This window comes from Kribbella sindirgiensis, assembly GCF_004331435.1.
GTDB classification, from domain to species: domain Bacteria; phylum Actinomycetota; class Actinomycetes; order Propionibacteriales; family Kribbellaceae; genus Kribbella; species Kribbella sindirgiensis.
In genome coordinates this window covers 228,269-243,132 of record NZ_SJKA01000010.1, presented here as the reverse complement: position 1 = coordinate 243,132, position 14,864 = coordinate 228,269, and the positions used below count along the sequence as shown (strand labels likewise).

The following is a 14,864-nucleotide window of genomic DNA, read 5'->3' as shown; positions in this document are numbered from 1 at the left end:
CTGATGCGGACGGCACTGGTCGTCCACGCGCATCCGGACGACGAGGTCTTCGCCACAGGCGCCGCCACGTCTGTGCTGAGCGAGCAGGGCTGGCACGTCGTACTGCGAGTCGCTACCGCCGGCATGCGCGGAGCCCTCGATCACCTCGGCGCCTCCTGCTCGCTGCTCGGAATCAGCGAATGGGACTGGCTGGGAGCCGTGGACCAGTGGATCGACGACGGCGGTCGCAGTGGACCAAGGTCGCTGGCCACGGCGTCGCCGGACGACCTGGCGGAAGCGATCGAGGTCGCGGCTGCTGTGGTCGAGCCGGAGCTCATCCTCACCGTCGGCAGTGACGGACTGACTGGTCACCCGGACCACATCGCCATCTCACAAGGAGTCCAGCGAGCACGCGTCAACTGCCGCGTCCTGGGTGCACGTGTCAGAGCGCAGGACGTGCGTGCGGGCGAGCAGCTGATCCAGCAGCTCGCCCCAGGTGAGCAGGTCGGGTCAGGCCACGTCAAAGGATGCGATACGCCGCTGGAAGTGATCGGCGGAGCATCCGAGCAGCGACGGCGGCAGGCACTGGACGAGTACTACGACGGCCTGGGCAGCAAGCCGCTCGACGAACTCCTGGGAGTACACCGGTCGAGCAGTGACGGTCTGCTGCTGCGTGCGGTGTTCGACGCGACGGGCTGGCAGCAGGACCGGTTCGAAGAGCTCACTTCTTGGAACGGCGCTCCATCGTCTCGGTGATGCGCTGCATGGCGCCTTCCAGGTGCTCGCGCAGCGCTGCCTCCGCGCCCTCCTCGTCGTGCGCCAGGCACGCGTCGAGAATCGCCTGGTGCTCGCGCCGGGTCTGCTCGATCCGGGCCTTGGTCTGCCGCGAACCGAACCGGTAGCGCTCGCTGTTCTGCCAGACGGGCTCGATCGCCCGCGGCAGCCACCGCGAGCCGCCGGAGCGGTAGATCGCGAAGTGGAACTCGGTGTGCGCCTGCCGGGACGCGATGTTGTCGCCCAGCTTCGACAGCCGGACATGCTCGGCCAAGGCGGTCCGGGCGGCCGCCGCGTCCGATTCCGAGAACCGCGTCGCGGCCGCACGAACGGCCAGCGACTCCAGCGCCAGCCGGGTCTCGTGGGTGTCGCGCAGGTCCTCCATCGACAGCTCACGCACCCAGGCGCCCTTGTGCGGGACGATCTCGACCAGTCCGAGCGCCGCCATCCGCCGGAGCCCTTCCCGGATCGGCATCTGGCTCATGTCCAGTCGCTTGGCGAGCTCCTCCAGCCGGAGCGCCGTACCGCTGGGAAGTTCGCCGGACAGGATGAGCTCGTGCAGCTCGGCCGCGGCCTCCTCGGCGAGCGTACGACGCCCTGTCGGCCCCCCAGGTGTGAGCTCGAGTCGTCGGATCATCAGTAGCGGGCTGCCTCTCTCCTCTTCGGCTCTGGAGGTACCGTAGCCGCCGACCGGGTATCTGGCGGCCTTCGTCCACAGATTGCCCAGTAAATACAAGTGGTCTAGGCCACCGGCCGCTCGCTCAGAGAGTCGTCAGATCCAGCAGAACCCGGCCCGCCGGCCGGTCCAGCACCTCGCCGATCCGGTCCGCCGGTACGACGTCGTAGTCAGCTCGCCAGGTCACCGATGCGATATCGGCCAGCGCCTGACCGACCGCATCCGGTGCCAACGTGGTCCGCTGCAGGTTGACCGGCAGCACCCGCAGGTCCCGACCGATCAGCTGGTGCAGATCGATCGTGGTGAACTCACCGGCCTTGTAGCCCAGTACGGCGATCCGTCCGCCCGGAGAGATATGTCCGAGCACCCCACCGGCCACCGGACCACCCATGGTGTCGATGACCGCGTCGCACCACGGCAGCTCCCGACCCACCTGGCCCAGACCGTCTACACGGACCAGTTGATCCACCAGCCCGGTCGCACCGTCGGCGCGGTCGTCCAGCGACACCAGACCGATCACCCGGGACGCGCCGGCCGACCGTGCGATCGCAGCACACAGGTGCCCGACCAGACCGGTGACGCCGGTGACCACGACCGTCTCGCCCTCCTGTACGTCGGCGACTCGTCGTACGGCGGTGTGCGCCGTCAACGCCGGTGTCATCAACGCGAGCGCCGTAGCCGGCTCCAGCGACGACGGCAGCCGATGTACGGCGGTATTCGGGACAACGGCGTACCGGCCCCAGACTCCGTCGCGGGTCACACCGACGCCCTCGCCGCGGACCACCACCGGCGTACCCGCCTCGGCGACGTCCGAGCTCACCACGATGCCGGTGCCTTCGGCGCCAGGCACAAATGGCCCGGCCGGTTGCTTTCCGCCCAGGGTCGACCGGTCCAACGGCGTCACCGCGGCCAGCCGCATCTCCACCAACGTCTCACCGGGACCGGCGGTCAGCTCGACCTCTTCGGCCTTCAGCTGCTCCCCTGGTCCATGACTGCGCAGGACAGTCCCCCGTGTACTCACGCCTCTACCCCGTTCCCCACGATTTGATATCTGATCACAACCTCGATCAGACCGAAAACACGTCTCACCACTCGGCAACCTCCTTCGCCAGCGGCCGGGTCAGCACCTCGGCCGCCGCCGACCGCGCGGCGGACACCTCGTCGCTGCCCATCGGGAACGGCCAGTCACTCCCGGCCAGTACCCGCTCGGGCCCGAACGTCTTCGTCAGCAACTCCAGTACGGCGTCGTCGTGGACCAGATCGTCGACGTAGAAGCGGCGCAGCGCCTCGGCCACCGGCAAGGACACCGGCTCGATCCCGGGGCGTTCCTGGTCGATCCCGCGCTGCCACCGTCCGGCGACGGCCGCCGTCACACCACCCCCATGGCACAAACAGAACCGGATTCCCGGGAACCGCCCCGGCACGTCCGCGAAGACGAGCGAAGCCGCCGCCAGTCCGGTCTCGTACGGATTCCCCAACAGGTTCGACAGGTAAAACGAATCAAGCCGCTTGTCGTCACTGTGTCCCGGGTGAATCAGCGTGAACGCCTCCAGCGCGTCCAGCACTCGCCACACCGGATCCAGCCCGGCGTAACTCGGCGTACCGAGGGCAAAACCGCTGAAGACACCCTCACTGGCCAGTGCGGCGGCTACGGAGGGTGCCGCCGGGTCGAGCAGCGGCAGGTGCGCCAGCACGCGCAGCTGCGGTGTGGCGAGCTCCCGGAGACCCTGGTTCACCAGCTCGGTCCACTCGAGGCTTGCGTCGTACCGGAACAGGGCCGGCGGCACTGACACCACGGCACCGTCCAGGTCCTGTGACGAGATCCAGTGCAGCAGTGCGGCCGGGTCGGCGAGCCGGCGCAGCGGCAGCCGCTCCCCGTCGACGACCAGCGAACCGTTGTCGACGGACAGCCCGAACTCACCCCGGTGCGCCGCCGCCAGCACGGTCGGCGGGATCAGGTGCGTGTGGACGTCCCAGCCGGCCATGTCAGCGGGCGTCCTCGTCGTTGTCGTAGAAGGCCGGACGCTCCGGGTAGTGCGGACCGTCGTACACCTCCAGCAGGACAGAGGTCTCCTCTGCCCGCGTAGGACCGTGGACGGCGCCCTTCGGGTTCCAGTAGAAGCTGCCCTTGGTCAGCGTCGTCCCGGTCGGCAGGTACACGTACCGGCCGGACAGGCAGAACATGAACTGGTTCGAGGCGTGCTTGTGCTCCGACGGGATGCCAGACCCCTTCTCGAACCGCACCAGCGCGATCGACGCCTCGGTCACCGGGTCCCGCCACAGCATCTTGTGGGACAGGCCGTCCAGCGACTTCTCCACCCACTCCAGGTCGTCCGTCTGCAGCAAGATCTCTTGCAACGGCACCTCGAAACTCATGGCACCTCCCGACCGGTGACCCGCGTGTACAGCTCCTCGGCCACACCAGTACCCATCGGAGCCACCGCAGCGATGTGGCCGTCCGGCCGGATCAGTACGACGCTGTCCGCCGGTACGCCGTACCTCTTGGTGGCGACACTGCCCGGATCGAACAGGGCCCTGTCTCGCAGACCGGAGTCGTGCGGCGCGTCCCACCGGGACACCGCGTAGTGCCGCAACGCCGGTGACTCGTTCACCGGTATCTCCGGCCGGCGCCGTACGTCGGTGAAGTAGAGCGCTACGAACGCGTCACGGCACAGGTCGTGGATCGTCGTACGACCGGTAGGACTCTGCAGTACGAGGTCCGGCGCCCGGTCACCCGCCCGGACGGCAGGCGGCGTGGCGGACGTCGCCACCATCGACCAGTCGCCCACACCGTCGACGTCCAGCCGCACACTCAGCAGCGTCCGGTTGTACGCCGTCGCCCACGCGCCGGTGTCCTCGGTGACCGCACCGCGCTGGAAGGACATGTACTTGCGGGCCGCCTCCGCCATCTCACCGGAGCCCTCGATCGCCACCGGCCGCTGCTCCCGCTCATAGCCATCCAGCAACGACGCCTCGGCCCAGCCACGCAGCACCCAGGCCAGTCGCCACGGCAGGTTGGACGCGTCCAGCGCACCCGTGTTCAGACCGAGCGCCCACATCGGGGTGATCAGGTGCGCCGCATCGCCCATCAGGAAGACCTTGCGATCGACGGTCCACTGCTCGGCCACCCGGTGGTGCACGTTGTAGACGACCGAGCCCATCAGCTCGATCCGGTCCACTTCGCCGATGAACTGCTTCACCTTCACCAGGAGGTCCTCGTCACCCGGTGCGTCGGCACCGGGCGCCAGCGGGAACAGGAACCGCCAGTTGTCCGGCTGCCGGATCAGCACCATCCACTCGGACTTGTCCGCGAAGTAGGCGAGGTACGGGTAGTCCCTGGCGTTGTCGACGTCCAGGTCCACCACGACATCGATCAGCATGTACCGCTCCGGCAGGGTCTCCCCCACCACCTTCACACCGAGCGCGTCGCGGATCCGCGAACGCCCGCCGTCACAGGCCAGCAGGTACGACGCTTCCAGCTCCTGCGGACCGTCTGGAGTCTCCAGCTGCAGTACGACGCGATCGTCGCGGACCTCGAACGACGTCATCCGGTGCTGCGTGCGCACCGGCTCCGGAAGAGCTGCCGCCAGCAGCGGCTCCATCTTCTGCTGCGGCAGGTTGATGACGAACGGGAACTGGGTGTCGTTGACCAGCTCGGCCAGCTGCACCGAAGCCCGCGGGGTGTTGGTGGCCCGGTCGATGTCGCCGATCTCGTCGATCCGCAGCGCAGCGCCGAGGATGCCGTCCACCGCGCCGTACCGGTTCCAGATCTCCAGCGTCCGGCTGAGCGTCGTACCGGCCTTGGTGTCGGACGACAGGACCGCGTCCTCCTCCAGCAGCACGTACGGGATGCCGTAGTGCGCGAGACCGAGCGCGGTGGTCAGGCCGATCGGTCCGGCACCTACGACCGCTACAGGCAGCTGTTCAGTCAACTTCACTCCACAAAGCTTGTGAGCTTGGCAAAGGCACGTTCCCTGGTCAGGAGCGACCCGGTCATCGCGGCCGCGTCGGACAGCAGGAACAGCAACGGGCCGACCACGTCCTCGGGGTCGCCGATACCTATGGTGTCCTGCCAGTGCTCCCGGTCCGCACCGGCGTTCGCACCTCGGAACTGCTCGGTGTCGATCACCCCCGGCGCGACCACGTTCACCCGGACCCGATCGTCGGCCACCTCCACGGCCAGCGTCTTGGCGAAGGCCACCAGCGCCGCCTTGCTCGCCGCGTACGCCGCAGCGCCCGCGAACCCGGTCGCCGCCATCCCGGACGTGAACACCACCACCGAACCGGACTGCCGCGCCACCATGTGCGGTACGACGGCCTGACACGCCCAGACCACACCGTCCAGGTTCACCTGCAACGTGCGGGTCCACTCGGCCGCATCCATCTCGAGCACCGGCGATCGCGGTTGCACTGCCGCACCGGCGACCAGACCGTCGATACGTCCGTGCCGCTCCAGGACACCCGCAACAGCGCGCTCCACGGACCCGCGGTCCGCTACGTCGACCTCGACGTACTCAAAAGCACCAGCCGGCTTCGTGACGTCAAAGACAACCGCCGTACCGCCGGCAGCGTTCACAGCAGCAGCCAGTGCCGCACCGATGCCCTGCGCGCCACCGGTGATCACGACGACCTCACCGGTCGCGTCGAAGCGCACCTTCATGACGTCTCCTTCGGCCCCGACGACTGCCCCGACGACTGCTCAGACGTCTGCTTCGAGGTCATCGTCTCGGTGATCCGCTGGAACGCGCCGGCCAGATGACTGCGCAGCGCCTGCTCAGCCGCGTCCGGGTCCCGTGCCACGCACGCGTCCAGGATCGCCTGGTGCTCCTGCCGGCTCCGCTCGATCAGGAACGCGGTGGGACGGCTGCCGAACCGGTACCGCTCACTGTTCTGCCAGACCGGCTCGATTGCCCGCGGCAACCACTGCGAACCACTGGCCCGGTAGATCGCGAAGTGGAAGTCCGCATGGGCCTCACGGGCGCCCGCGGAGTCCTCTGCTCGTGACAACCGGAGGTGCTCGGCCAGTGCGGCCGCTGCCTTCGTCAGGTCCTCTTCGGTGAAGTGGGCCGCAGCCGCGCGTACGGCGAGGCTCTCCAACGCCAGCCGCGTCTCATGCGTGTCTCGCAGGTCCGACAGCGACAGGTCCCGTACCCACGCGCCACGATGCGGGATGATCTCGACCAGCCCCAGGGCCTCCAGCCGACGGAGGCCTTCGCGCACGGGCATCTGGCTCATCTCGAGGCGGCTGGCCAGCTCCACAAGGCGAAGAGGCGTACCACTGGGTAACTCACCGGACAGGATCAGCTGATGCAGCTCCGCGGCCGCGTGCTCGGCGAGAGTACGGCGACCGCCCTTTCCGCCCCCTGGCAACAGCTCCAGTGGCCCGCTCATGCGCGGACCACCTTGTTGCGCAAGGTGCCGAGCTTGTCGGACCGGGTGACCACCACATCGCCGTCCTGCAGGAACACCTGAGGCTCACGGGCGTTCCCGATGCCGGCCGGCGTACCGGTGAGCAGCAGGTCGCCCGGGCGCAACGTCATACCGAACGACAGCTCACTGATCAACGTGGCGACGTCGAACGCCATCTGCCGGGTCGACGCGTCCTGGCGTACGTCGTCGTTCACCAGGCACTGCAGGTGGATGTCCTGCGGGTCGACCACCTCGTCGGCGGTGACGATCCACGGACCCAGCGGCATGGTGTCGTCGATGCTCTTGCCCTTGAGCCACTGCCCGCCGTGCGCGCGCTGCAGGTCCCGCTGCGACACGTCGTTGGCGAGCATGTAGCCCCAGACGTGGTCGAGTGCCTCGTCGACGGCGATGTTCTTGCCGGACCTGCCGATCACCAGCGCGACCTCGGCCTCGTAGTCCCACTTGGCCGAGATCGCCGGGTCCCAGGCGATGTCGTCGTACGGGCCGATCACCACGTCCGGACCCTTGGTGAAGAACGTCGGGTGCTCGGGCCGGTCCACGTCCTGGCCCTCCCGTCTACCCTTGCTCTCCTCGAAGTGGTCCCAGTAGTTCCACCCGGTGCACAGGATGTCGCGCCGGAACCGCCGCAGGGGTGCGCGCAGCAGCTCCTCGGCGAACGGCACCTTCACCCCCGTCGGCGCCGCGCCGGACTCGATCACCTCGGTCAGGTCCGTTGCGTCGAGCAACAGCACCGAATCGCCGTCGAGTACGCCGGGCCGCTCGCTCCCGGCGTGCTCCACCATCACGTACTTCATCTCAGGTCCACTCGACGCCACGCATCACAGGTCACCCCCTGGTCAGGCGATCACGGCGATCGCGTTGATCTCGATCAGATAGTCCGGGTGCGCGAGCTTGCTGACCTCGACCATCGTCGAGGCCGGGAGCGGCTCGGTGAAGTACTGCGCGCGGATCTCGTGGATCTTGGCGAAGTCCTCCATGTTGCGCACGTACACATCCACTCGGCAGACGTCCGCGAGCGTCCCGCCGGCCGCCGCGACCGCCGACTTCACGTTCTCGCAGACCTGCCGGGTCTGCTCCCGGACGTCACCGACACCGGCGATGCCGCCGTCCGGCCGGCGGGCGGTCATCCCGGACACGAACACCAGCCGCCCGGTCGCCTCGATCGTGGTCGCCTGCGAGAACACCCCGTTTGGGCTCCGCAGCGCGTCCGTCGACACCTGTGTCTTCGGCATCAGCTCAACACCCCTCCCGACGGGATGACAGCGCCGACCGCGCGTGCGGCCGCCAGCAGCCCGTCCAGTCCCGACCTCTCGATCCGTACGCCGTTACGCCGCTGCTGCGCCGCACGCTCGGCCTCGATCTCCCCCGGCAGGTACAACCGGTTCACGCCCGGCGCCGTCGCACTCCCCCGCACCCGGGCTGCCAGCCCCGACGAGCGGCGTTTGAAGTCCTCCACGCCGCCCATCAATTCCGGGTCGATCGCCAGGAACAGGTGCGCGCAGTCGTTCGGCCGGTCCGGCTCGCGGTACAGCGGGCGCACCTGGTCGCCCCACCCGCCGCCGCTCAGCACGCCGGTGAGCACGTCGATCATCAACGCCAGCCCGAAGCCCTTGTGACCCGCGGCCGGCAGCAGCATGCCGAGCACCGCCTCGTCCGGATCCGTGGTCGGCGTCCCCGAGGGGTCGGTGGCCCAGGTGTCCGGGATCGGCCGCCCGGCCGAGGCCGCGAGCCGGATCTTGCCCAGGGCAACAGCCGACAACGCCATGTCCAGAACGATTTCCACACCCGCGGTGGTCGGCACCGCGATGGCGAGCGGGTTGTTGCCGACCAGCCGTTCCGCGCCGCCCGGGGCGGGCATCAGCGGCGTGGTGTTCGACATCGCGATACCGATACACCCCGCCTGGCCGGCCTGCATCGCCCAGCGGCTGGCCGCGCCGAAGTGGTGAGCGTTGCGGACCGAGACGATGCCGATCCCGTACCGGCCGGCGCGCTCGATCGCGTGCCGCATCGCCTGCGGGCTGGACAGCTGGCCCATCCCACCGCGGGCGTCCACCACCATCGCGGCACCGGCGTCGAACAGGACGTCGAGCTCGCGTTCCCGGGTCACACCGCCGGCGTTCAGGCGTTCGACGTACATCGGGACCAGCATCACGCCGTGCGAGCTGACGCCGCGCAGGTCGGCCTCGACGAGCGCGGTCGCGATCTCGGTCGCGTCCGCGGATTCGAACCCGAGCGCCGTGAACACCCCCGCCACGGTCGCCTCCAGCCACTCCGGCCGAACCAGCACCCGCCGATCCGCATCAGAAGCCTGTGCGGTCATCGGGCCTCCCGTCCTGGACTGAGGAGCGCAGGGAGCGCAGCGACCGGAGCGACGAGGGAAGGACGGGAGTCACAGCCCGATGACCCGCCGCGCCGGAGGCGTGGCATCAGTACCGTCATCGCTTCTCCTGCGCCCACGGCAGGAGCCAGTGCTCCAGCAGGACCAGGGCGTAGAACAAGACGATGCTCATCACGCTCAGCAGGGTGATGGCGGCGAAGGCCAACGTGGTGTCGGCGCTCGCGCCGGACTGCTGGATGACGTACCCGAGGCCCTTGGTGGCGCCAACGAACTCGGAGATGACCGAACCGATCACCGCCAGCGAGATCGCCACCTTGAACCCGGTGAAGATCTGCGGCATCGCGTACCGCAGCCGGAGCTTGAAGAACTCCTGCGCCCGGCTCGCGTTCAGCGACCGCATCAGCTCGACCAGCTCGGTCGGCGTCGACTTCATCCCCTGCGCGGTCGAGATGACGATCGGGAAGAAGCACATCAGCAGCACCATCACGACCTTCGGCCACTGCCCGAAGCCCATCCAGATCACCAGCAGCGGCGCGATCGCCACCTTCGGGATCGAGTTGACCATCAGCAGCAGCGGGTACACCAGTCGTTCCAGCACCACCGAGCGGACGATCACCAGCGCGATCGGTACGCCGATCACGATCGCGAGACCGAAGCCCTCGACCGTCTCGAGCATCGACGTACCGGTCTCCTGGAGCAGGTAGGCGGGCTGGTCGAAGAACTTGACCACCACGTCCCACGGACTCGGCAACAGGTACGGCTCGATCGAGAACGCGATCGTCGCGCCCCACCACAACCCGATCGCGACCGCCAGGCCGACGATCGGGAGGAGCACTGCGGCGACCGGGGAATCGGTCAGCCAGGTCCGCTTCGGCATCGTCCGTCGGCTCATCGCGGCCGCACCTCGTCGACCGGCTCTTTTTCGGACAGCAGGGCGTGCAGCCGGCCGCTGATCGCGGCGACCTCGGTGAGGTGCGCGTTCTGGCCGAGGCTGCGCGGCCGCGGGATGTCGATGTCGACGACCTCTCGCATCCGGCCCGGTCGCGGGGTCAGCACGACCACCCGGTCGGCCAGGACGACGGCCTCCTCGATCGAGTGCGTGACGAACACGATCGTGGTGGACAGCTCCATCTTGATCCGCTGCAACTCCTCGGACAGCTCGGTCCGGGTCAGTGCGTCGAGGGCGGAGAACGGCTCGTCCATCAGCATCACCTGCGGGTCGCGGATCAGCGACCGGCACAGGGACACCCGCTGCTGCATACCGCCGGACAGCTCGTGCGGCAGCCGCCGCTCGAACCCCTGCAACCCGACCAGCTCGAGCAGCTGATGGGCCCTTTCCTTGTACTCCGCCTTGTTCCGGTCGCCCTTGTCGATCTCGACCGGCAGGAGCACGTTCGACAGCACCGAACGCCACGGCAGCAGCGCCGGCCGCTGGAACATGAACGAGACGTCCCGGCGCGGTCCGGTGACGGGTTTCCCCGCCACCTGAACCGCACCGGACGTCGGAGGCAGCAGCCCCGCGATCAGCCGGAGCAGCGTGGACTTGCCACAGCCGGACCGGCCGATCAGCGTGACGAACTCACCGCCACGGACGTGCAGGTCGATCTTCTCCAGGGCGGTCACCTGGCCCTCGCGTCCGTCGAAGACCTGCCCCACGCCGTCCAGGCGAATCATCCGGTTCCTGTACTCCTACCGTCAGCTCTTCGGAGCCAGGTTCAGCGTCACGACGTCCTCGGGCTTGATCGCGCCCTTGCCGATCGCCTGCGACTCCTCGAGCAGCGAGATGACCTTCTGCACCCGCTCCTGCGTGACCTCGCCCAGCGGACCCTTGAAGTCCTCCGGCTTGATGTACTCCTTCATGATCTCGAGTTCCTTGGTGGCCACCGCGAGATCCGTGTTGGGTACGTACTTCTTCAGGATCGCGGCCGCCGCGGCCGGGTCGGCGTACGTGTCCTGCAGACCCTTGAGCAGGGCGTTGGAGAACTTCTTCACCTGGTCCGGGTGGTCCTTCGCGAGGTCCGACCGGGTGATGATCGCGTTCCCGTACAGGTCCGGCAGCACCTTGCCGTACGGCAGCGTGATGACCTTGCGGTGCTTCTCCTTGTCGGCGTTCGCGATCAGCGGCTCGCCGACCATGAACTGGCCGATGCCCTGCACCTTGCCGGACGCCAGCAGAGCCGGCAGCCCCGGTGGCGGCGACGGCAGGAAGGTGACGGTCTTCGGGTCGATCCCGACCGCCTTGGCGTAGACCGGGAACATCACCGTGTTGGTGGACCCCGGCTGGTCGCCGATCGTCTTGCCGGGCAGGTCCTTCGGACCGTTGATCCCGAGGCCCTCCAGGGACATGATCCCGGCCATCGAGCGCTGGTGGATCATGCCGACGGTGGTGACCGGGAGCTTCTGCTTGGCGAGCGTGATCGCGATGGCGGTGAAGTCGCCGATGCCGTAGTCGGCCTGACCGCCGGCCACCAGCTTCATCACGTCGACGGTGCCGGAACCAGGCGTGATCTTGACGTCGAAGCCCGCGTCCTTGAAGTAGCCCTTCTCCAGCGCGACGTACGCGTACGCCTCCCGGCCGAAGGTGTTGAACGACGTCAGGTAGCTCACCTTCTGCAGTCCGTCACCGGCTGCCGCGCCGTCCTTGTTGTCGTCACCGTTGCACGCACTCACCAGGGCGAGCCCCAGGACCGCCATCAGGGCGATGACGGAACGCCTCAACCTCATATCGACCTCTCTCGTCCCGATATTTGATCAAACATCAAATACAGAAGGGTGGGCAATTTCTCCGCGGGGTCTTCACGGTGACTTAACATCCGCCACGTCCTCGCAGTGCCTAGCCGTCACCCGTCCTGGAGCCGTTCCCCATACCCGTCCGTATACATCCTGTAACCAGACAGGCACCCGCCCCGACCACAGACCGTACCTGCCGGAGCAGCAGATCGCGACGCCCGCGAGGGCCGAACTCGGCCGCGCACCGTCAAATTTGCGTAAACCTCAACTTCTTCGGTGACCCAGCCCACGCCGGTCCGCCGGATTCACGGGTTTCCCTCCGCTCACTCCGGGGAGGGAGGTGCCGCCCGCCCGGGTTTGACAGGATATGGGCGTGCGCGAGGTGACCCGACAGGTGTGGCAGGCGATCGGTTGCCTGTGGCGTCCGTCGACGTACCTGCGCTGGGTGTACCTGCTGCTCGGCGCGGCGCTGGTCCTCGCGTTCATCCTGGTCGACAGCGCGCTCGGCGCGGTGGTCAACGGTCTCGGCCTGCCGAAAGTTGCCACCGGCATCATCTGGGTCGTGATCGGTCTGGTGCCGCCGATCGTGCTCGGCCTGCTGCCCGCCGTCCGCGAGGTCGAGGGCATCGCGGTCGAGTCGCTGCTCGCGGTGCGGTTCGAGGAGCGGCCGCTCGGTCCGGCGCGGACCTGGGCCCAGCGCCGGCGTACGACGGTGTGGTTCTGCCTGCACCTGCTGGCCGGCGGGGTCGTCGGCATCCTCAGCACGATCGTGTTCGGTCTCGGCGCGATCTGGCTGGCCGCCCCGTTCCGCTCCCCCGGTGCGCACGACGTCGTCCCCGGCTGGTCGTACGACATCCACGGCGACTGGACCGACCTGTGGATGCCGGCCGCGGCGATCGGCGGACTCGCCGGACTCTTCCTGCTGTCGGCCGCCGTCGGCGCTCTGCTGGCGTACCTGGCGCCCCGCGTCCTCGGCCCGACCGCGGCGGAGCGGATCGAGCTGCTCGAGCAGCAGACCGCGACCCTTGCCGAGCGCAACCGTCTCGCCCGCGAGCTGCACGACAGCGTCGGGCACGCGCTGAGCCTGGTCACGATCCAGGCGGCGGCCGCCCGCCGCGTGCTGGCCAGCGATCCGGAGTTCGCCGAGACCGCACTCGCCGCGATGGAGACCTCCGCCCGGGCGGCGCTGGCAGATCTCGACCACGTGCTCGGCCTGCTCCGCGACGACCGGCGACCCGGGTCCCGGACCACGCCGCAGGCAACACTCGGAGGGCTGGACCGGCTCGTCGATGCCACCCGGGCCGGCGGGATCACGATCGAGGTGGAACGATCCGGCGCGCTGGAGCAACTACCGGCCGCGGTGTCCCGGGAGGCGTACCGGATCGTCCAGGAGGGCCTGACCAACGCGATCCGGCACGCCGGCCGCCCAGCCGGCGAGCTGGCCGTGCACCTGTCGATCTGCCTCGACACCTCCGGACTACGGCTCGCCGTGACCAACCCCGTCAGCGGCAAATCCGATCACTCCGGAGGCGGCCGCGGGCTGGCTGGGATCCGTGAAAGAGTCGCCGTACTACGAGGAACCGTCGACGCCGGCCCGGTCACCTGGCAGGACGCCCCGGGATGGCAACTGGCAGTGCGGTTACCCGTCAGCGTGACGAAGGGATGACTTGACGTCCTCCCCGCCCGAAGGCAAGGGATTTCAACCCAACTACGTGGAGGTGGCGAGTTGAGGTTCACGCGTCTCAGAGGCCGGTATAGCAGTCTCTCGGCGTGCGTTCACGGCCCGTCCGGCCGCGATGCCACGTGCGATGTTGATAGCAGCGTTCACATCGGCGTTAGCTTCATACCTACAGGCGACGCATCGGAACACGGTTTGGTTCTCACGGCTTTCCGGTGCGCAATGCCCGCAAGCACTGCAGGTCTGCGATGTATACGCGGCGTTCACCTTCTGGACCCGACCGGGCGCCTTGTGCTCCAGTCTGGCCGCAAGCTGCCCCCACCCGTTGGCGAGGATGCCACGGTTCAGCCCAGCCTTCGCGCGAACATTCCGGCCGGGCTGTTCGATCGTGCCCCGTGCCGAGCGGGTCAAGTTTCTGATCTGGAGATCCTCGAGCCGGATCAGGTCGAATCTTCGTGCGAGGTCTGTGCTGGTCTGCTCGACCCAGTTCTTGCGCCGGTCGGTCTCGCGCGCTTTCCATCGCGCGATCGCAGTCCTGACCCGAGCGCGGCGCTTCGAACCATGCTCAGCGCGGGCCAGGCGGCGTTGCAGCTTCTTGAGCCGGACTTGTTCGCGTTTGGACAGGCCCGGACAAGACAGCATCTCGCCGGTGGACAGCGCTGCGGACACGGCGACGCCACGGTCTACGCCAACGATCTCGCCGTTGCCGGGCGCCTCGATCACGGATGGGATGACCGCAAAGGCTATATGCCACCGGCCGCTCCGGTCACGGGTCACTCGGTACGACTTCGCGGCCGGCAACGCACACGACAGCCGGAACTTGATCCAGCCGACCTTCGGCACCAGCACCCGGCCCCACTTCCGGTTCAGCTTCTCCACCCGCTGAACCTGGGATCCGACGATACGGAATCCCTCATCCACCCCCTCCCTGCGCCACGTCGGTCGCCGATGCGTGCCGTTCCAGAAGTTTCGCCATGCCTGCTCGAGATCCCGCAGCGCCTGCTGCTGCACCATTTGCGAGCCGGCCTTGAGCCACGGCTCCGCCGCGCGGGCTTCGGTGAGTTGCCTCGCCTGCGCGACATATCCCGGGGTGGCGCGACGGCCTGGACGCCACATCAACCGTTGTTCCAGGCCCAAATTCCAGACGTACCGCGCATGCCTGCACAAATCGAGCAGCCCCGACACCTGGTCGGGGCTGGGCGCGAGGCGGTAGCGGGACACGACACACATCCGATCAGATAGAACCGACAGTTCTCACG

The 14,864-nt window shown here is 68.3% G+C and carries 16 protein-coding genes; 2 read left to right on the top strand and 14 right to left on the bottom strand.

The genetic code is table 11. The features are described from left to right. The first annotated feature begins 3 nt into the window (after window positions 1–3). The gene (locus E0H50_RS27375; protein ID WP_131293389.1) at window positions 4–735 is read left to right on the top strand and encodes a PIG-L family deacetylase; all 732 of its coding nucleotides are present in this window, start codon (window positions 4–6) and stop codon (window positions 733–735) included. On the opposite strand, the gene E0H50_RS27370 is transcribed toward E0H50_RS27375, so the two are convergent. From E0H50_RS27370 to E0H50_RS27310, 13 genes are all read right to left on the bottom strand, one after another. Further along, window positions 701–1,390: a GntR family transcriptional regulator gene (locus E0H50_RS27370; RefSeq protein ID WP_131293388.1), complete on the bottom strand. Its 690-nt coding sequence runs from the start codon at window positions 1,388–1,390 to the stop codon at window positions 701–703. The genes E0H50_RS27375 and E0H50_RS27370 overlap by 35 nt on opposite strands. Window positions 1,391–1,514: 124 nt before the next feature. Then, window positions 1,515–2,450 carry a quinone oxidoreductase family protein gene (locus tag E0H50_RS27365; RefSeq protein ID WP_131293387.1) on the bottom strand — a complete coding sequence of 312 codons (936 nt, stop codon included), beginning with the start codon at window positions 2,448–2,450 and terminating at the stop codon, window positions 1,515–1,517. 64 nt (window positions 2,451–2,514) lie between these two features. Further along, a complete protein-coding gene (locus E0H50_RS27360) occupies window positions 2,515–3,414 on the bottom strand; it encodes an amidohydrolase family protein (RefSeq protein WP_131293386.1) in 900 nt (299 codons plus the stop codon). Window position 3,415: 1 nt separating this feature from the next. After that, window positions 3,416–3,805 (bottom strand): cupin domain-containing protein, encoded by a 390-nt coding sequence (locus E0H50_RS27355; RefSeq protein ID WP_131293385.1) that lies wholly within the window; start codon window positions 3,803–3,805, stop codon window positions 3,416–3,418. Then, entirely contained in the window at window positions 3,802–5,361 is a 1,560-nt protein-coding gene (locus tag E0H50_RS27350) for an FAD-dependent monooxygenase (protein ID WP_131293384.1), read from the bottom strand. The genes E0H50_RS27355 and E0H50_RS27350 overlap by 4 nt, the downstream gene beginning before the upstream one ends. Window positions 5,362–5,363: 2 nt before the next feature. Beyond that, on the bottom strand, window positions 5,364–6,089 hold the full coding sequence (locus E0H50_RS27345) for an SDR family NAD(P)-dependent oxidoreductase (RefSeq protein WP_131293383.1): 726 nt from the start codon (window positions 6,087–6,089) through the stop codon (window positions 5,364–5,366). After that, window positions 6,086–6,820, bottom strand: coding sequence for a GntR family transcriptional regulator (locus E0H50_RS27340; RefSeq protein WP_131293382.1), 735 nt, complete (start codon window positions 6,818–6,820; stop codon window positions 6,086–6,088). The genes E0H50_RS27345 and E0H50_RS27340 overlap by 4 nt, the downstream gene beginning before the upstream one ends. Then, window positions 6,817–7,653 carry a fumarylacetoacetate hydrolase family protein gene (locus tag E0H50_RS27335; RefSeq protein ID WP_131293381.1) on the bottom strand — a complete coding sequence of 279 codons (837 nt, stop codon included), beginning with the start codon at window positions 7,651–7,653 and terminating at the stop codon, window positions 6,817–6,819. Before E0H50_RS27335 ends, E0H50_RS27340 begins: the two co-directional genes overlap by 4 nt. A 42-nt stretch (window positions 7,654–7,695) precedes the next feature. Further along, entirely contained in the window at window positions 7,696–8,091 is a 396-nt protein-coding gene (locus tag E0H50_RS27330; protein WP_131293380.1) for a RidA family protein, read from the bottom strand. Next, window positions 8,091–9,179, bottom strand: coding sequence for an Ldh family oxidoreductase (locus E0H50_RS27325; RefSeq protein WP_131293379.1), 1,089 nt, complete (start codon window positions 9,177–9,179; stop codon window positions 8,091–8,093). Before E0H50_RS27325 ends, E0H50_RS27330 begins: the two co-directional genes overlap by 1 nt. A 115-nt stretch (window positions 9,180–9,294) precedes the next feature. After that, complete coding sequence (locus E0H50_RS27320) at window positions 9,295–10,089, bottom strand: ABC transporter permease (RefSeq protein ID WP_238151246.1); 795 nt, start codon at window positions 10,087–10,089, stop codon at window positions 9,295–9,297. Then, a complete protein-coding gene (locus E0H50_RS27315) occupies window positions 10,086–10,871 on the bottom strand; it encodes an ABC transporter ATP-binding protein (RefSeq protein WP_131293378.1) in 786 nt (261 codons plus the stop codon). The genes E0H50_RS27320 and E0H50_RS27315 overlap by 4 nt, the downstream gene beginning before the upstream one ends. Before the next feature lie 21 nt (window positions 10,872–10,892). Then, window positions 10,893–11,921, bottom strand: a complete 1,029-nt coding sequence (locus E0H50_RS27310; protein WP_131293377.1) for an ABC transporter substrate-binding protein — start codon at window positions 11,919–11,921, stop codon at window positions 10,893–10,895. Window positions 11,922–12,300: 379 nt separating this feature from the next. On the opposite strand from E0H50_RS27310, the gene E0H50_RS27305 reads away from it, so the two are divergent. Next, the gene (locus tag E0H50_RS27305) at window positions 12,301–13,593 is read left to right on the top strand and encodes a sensor histidine kinase (protein WP_238151245.1); all 1,293 of its coding nucleotides are present in this window, start codon (window positions 12,301–12,303) and stop codon (window positions 13,591–13,593) included. Between the two features lie 42 nt (window positions 13,594–13,635). On the opposite strand, the gene E0H50_RS27300 is transcribed toward E0H50_RS27305, so the two are convergent. Further along, on the bottom strand, window positions 13,636–14,835 hold the full coding sequence (locus tag E0H50_RS27300) for an RNA-guided endonuclease InsQ/TnpB family protein (protein WP_238151244.1): 1,200 nt from the start codon (window positions 14,833–14,835) through the stop codon (window positions 13,636–13,638). Window positions 14,836–14,864 lie beyond the last annotated feature (29 nt).

What these genes read in the sequence shown, in the direction of transcription:
- E0H50_RS27335 (WP_131293381.1), bottom strand. Translation starts at nt 7,653, where the DNA reads ATGAAGTACGTGATGGTGGAGCACGCCGGGAGCGAGCGGCCCGGCGTA.
- E0H50_RS27315 (WP_131293378.1), bottom strand. Translation starts at nt 10,871, where the DNA reads ATGATTCGCCTGGACGGCGTGGGGCAGGTCTTCGACGGACGCGAGGGC.
- E0H50_RS27370 (WP_131293388.1), bottom strand. Translation starts at nt 1,390, where the DNA reads ATGATCCGACGACTCGAGCTCACACCTGGGGGGCCGACAGGGCGTCGT.
- E0H50_RS27375 (WP_131293389.1), top strand. Translation starts at nt 4, where the DNA reads ATGCGGACGGCACTGGTCGTCCACGCGCATCCGGACGACGAGGTCTTC.
- E0H50_RS27320 (WP_238151246.1), bottom strand. Translation starts at nt 10,089, where the DNA reads ATGAGCCGACGGACGATGCCGAAGCGGACCTGGCTGACCGATTCCCCG.
- E0H50_RS27325 (WP_131293379.1), bottom strand. Translation starts at nt 9,179, where the DNA reads ATGACCGCACAGGCTTCTGATGCGGATCGGCGGGTGCTGGTTCGGCCG.
- E0H50_RS27340 (WP_131293382.1), bottom strand. Translation starts at nt 6,820, where the DNA reads ATGAGCGGGCCACTGGAGCTGTTGCCAGGGGGCGGAAAGGGCGGTCGC.
- E0H50_RS27360 (WP_131293386.1), bottom strand. Translation starts at nt 3,414, where the DNA reads ATGGCCGGCTGGGACGTCCACACGCACCTGATCCCGCCGACCGTGCTG.
- E0H50_RS27300 (WP_238151244.1), bottom strand. Translation starts at nt 14,835, where the DNA reads ATGTGTGTCGTGTCCCGCTACCGCCTCGCGCCCAGCCCCGACCAGGTG.
- E0H50_RS27310 (WP_131293377.1), bottom strand. Translation starts at nt 11,921, where the DNA reads ATGAGGTTGAGGCGTTCCGTCATCGCCCTGATGGCGGTCCTGGGGCTC.
- E0H50_RS27330 (WP_131293380.1), bottom strand. Translation starts at nt 8,091, where the DNA reads ATGCCGAAGACACAGGTGTCGACGGACGCGCTGCGGAGCCCAAACGGG.
- E0H50_RS27345 (WP_131293383.1), bottom strand. Translation starts at nt 6,089, where the DNA reads ATGAAGGTGCGCTTCGACGCGACCGGTGAGGTCGTCGTGATCACCGGT.
- E0H50_RS27355 (WP_131293385.1), bottom strand. Translation starts at nt 3,805, where the DNA reads ATGAGTTTCGAGGTGCCGTTGCAAGAGATCTTGCTGCAGACGGACGAC.